2 protein-coding genes are annotated in these 1,756 nt (G+C 39.3%); both read right to left on the bottom strand.

Annotation, left to right across the window (positions count from 1 at the left end; all coding sequences use genetic code 11):
- Positions 1 to 759: MvdC/MvdD family ATP grasp protein (locus tag ACTJIV_RS20295; protein ID WP_440629265.1), on the bottom strand; the 759-nt coding region annotated here is incomplete at its 3' end.
- Complete coding sequence (locus tag ACTJIV_RS20290) at positions 752 to 1,711, bottom strand: MvdC/MvdD family ATP grasp protein (RefSeq protein ID WP_440629264.1); 960 nt, start codon at positions 1,709 to 1,711, stop codon at positions 752 to 754. The genes ACTJIV_RS20290 and ACTJIV_RS20295, both read right to left, overlap by 8 nt.
- Positions 1,712 to 1,756: the final 45 nt, after the last annotated feature.

The raw sequence follows: 1,756 nt of genomic DNA, 5'->3' as shown, positions 1-1,756 counted from the left end.
CCATTTGGTAAGCAGATTTACCCCGTCTTTTCTCCAGTCCACCTTTGCATCTTCGGACTGCTGGGAATCTATTTCAAAAGCATAGACATCCTGCCCAACAATGGTAACCCGCAATTCTTTTTTCTTTTCTATTTTTTTCTGGAACTGCATTGGGCAATATACCAATGAATCCAGTTCTTCAAGCTTGTCTTCGCTAACCACATTGGTGAAAACCACATTTTCCACACCGTCTTCATAGATAGCAAAACCGGTCTGCATTTTAGCTATCACATTCTGATGCTTAAGGATGAATTGTCTGGCTTCTTCAGGATTGTTGGTAAGGCAGGTTTCAGGAATTTTAAGGCCTAGTTTAACGGCAATTTTCAACTGCTCTTCTTTACTGTCCAGCCTTCTGTAAATCCCCGGTTTCCCCAATGCATAAGCATCTACAGATTCTATAAATCCGAAAAGCGTGTTGCGGATCTCGCCCATTGCGGCGCTATAAAATTTTTTATCCATTTCTTCTTTCACCCCGTTCCCGATGTTATAAGCTCTTCTGTACCAAACTGCTGCAATATCGTCAAGACGGTATTTTACCTCTTTGGTTTCAAGAATGCTTATCCACTCACCATCCTGGAAAACAGTGGAGAGTTTATTTTGTATAGGATACAGGTCTACATCGAAGCGAATAACCTCGCAGCCGTTTTTTTCTATATATTCTGTTACTTTTTCAATTGAAAAATTATCCTGTGTATGCGTAATTATTAGTATTTTATTCATGGGTAGTATCGATTCTGTTTATAAGGTTATCGGCAATTCTTTCTGCAATGGGAAATCCCAGGTCTTTCTGGAGCATTCCCCATTCTCCCTGAGGATTTACTTCAAGGAAATAATATGCTCCGTCTTTTCCTCTGATCATGTCTATGGCTCCTATGTAAAGCCCCATTTCTTCCATCATGGAAGCTAAACCGGTTTTGACATTCTCCGGGAGTTCATAGGCTGACCATGCATAATTTTCTTGAGCTAGTCTCCAGTCAACATTCTCACTATTGTTAATTTTTCCGGTAAAAAACTCCCCGGCTATGTAAACAATTCTCAATTCATATTCTTTGTCAATATAGGGCTGGAAGATCATCGGGCAGTAAGCAATGTCTGCAATATGTTCCAGGGTATCTTCTTCAATGATCATCGTTGAGATGAAATTTTCTCCGTTCATTGATTTTGCGGTCAGGCTATGAAGTTTTGCAACCGCCTTACCATTGCAGAATTCATGAAAAAAAGCGGTGATCTGGTGTTCATCGTTGGAAAAAATGGTTTCAGGAATAGTCAAATTATTGTTTTTAGCTATTTTCAGCTGAAGCATTTTGTTTCCATCGATCTTCCTTTCATTTTCATAGGGATTGATCCATGGAATATCTTCCAAAACAGTGATCAGGTTATAACGGAGATTTGCGTACGCGCTCAGGAATATTTTTTTGTAGTCTTCATCCAGTTCCTCAGGAACGCTTATTCCCCAGGCCTTTCTGTGCCACACTGCTTTGATATCTTTGGAATGAATGGTATTTCCAGACTCATCAGTGAGTTCAAATGAATCTTCATTCACGCTGATCTTCTGGAGATGGTTCATCCGGTCAGAGTTGAGCCTGAAACAGGAAATATTCTTAGAAGAAAGATAGTCAAAAAAAATATCAATATTGTAAAAATCATTCGAGTGGGTAATGCAGAGAATCATTGGCCGGATTTTATTAAAAAAGGAAACTTAGTGGTAAGTTTCCTT

It is taken from the genome of Chryseobacterium sp. 22532, from assembly GCF_052044665.1.
In the GTDB taxonomy this organism is placed as follows: Bacteria; Bacteroidota; Bacteroidia; order Flavobacteriales; family Weeksellaceae; genus Chryseobacterium; species Chryseobacterium lathyri.
This window is presented reverse-complemented; position numbering and strand designations above follow the sequence as displayed.